1 protein-coding gene is annotated in these 351 nt (G+C 64.7%); it reads left to right on the forward strand.

Translation table 11 applies throughout. From position 1 onward, the window contains the following. Nucleotides 1–351: glycerate kinase (locus AC1DKD_RS42595; protein WP_477144919.1), on the forward strand; the 351-nt coding region annotated here is incomplete at both ends.

Here is a 351-nt window from a genome sequence, read left to right on the forward strand (position 1 = left end):
GATCCACTCCATCCAGCGCACCGACCTTCCGGAACTGTCGGACACCGAACTGATCGTGGCCAGCGATGTCCATAACCCTCTCCGCGGTCTGCACGGCGCCCCGGCGGTGTTCGGGCCCCAGAAGGGTGCCGGTCCCGGTGAGGTAGCCGCCCTGGATGAGGGCCTGGGGAACCTCGTCGACAAAATGTCTGTAGCGGGATTCGCCGACGCAGAGTCGCTGGCAGCACATGAAGGCGCCGGAAGCGCCGGCGGCATCGGTTACGCCTGCCTGCTGCTCGGCGCAAAACAGGTCTCCGGGGCTGACTACTTCCTTGACTTGCTGGACTTCAATGCCCGCAAGGACAACTGCGA

This window comes from Cupriavidus sp. 05T313, assembly GCF_056396665.1.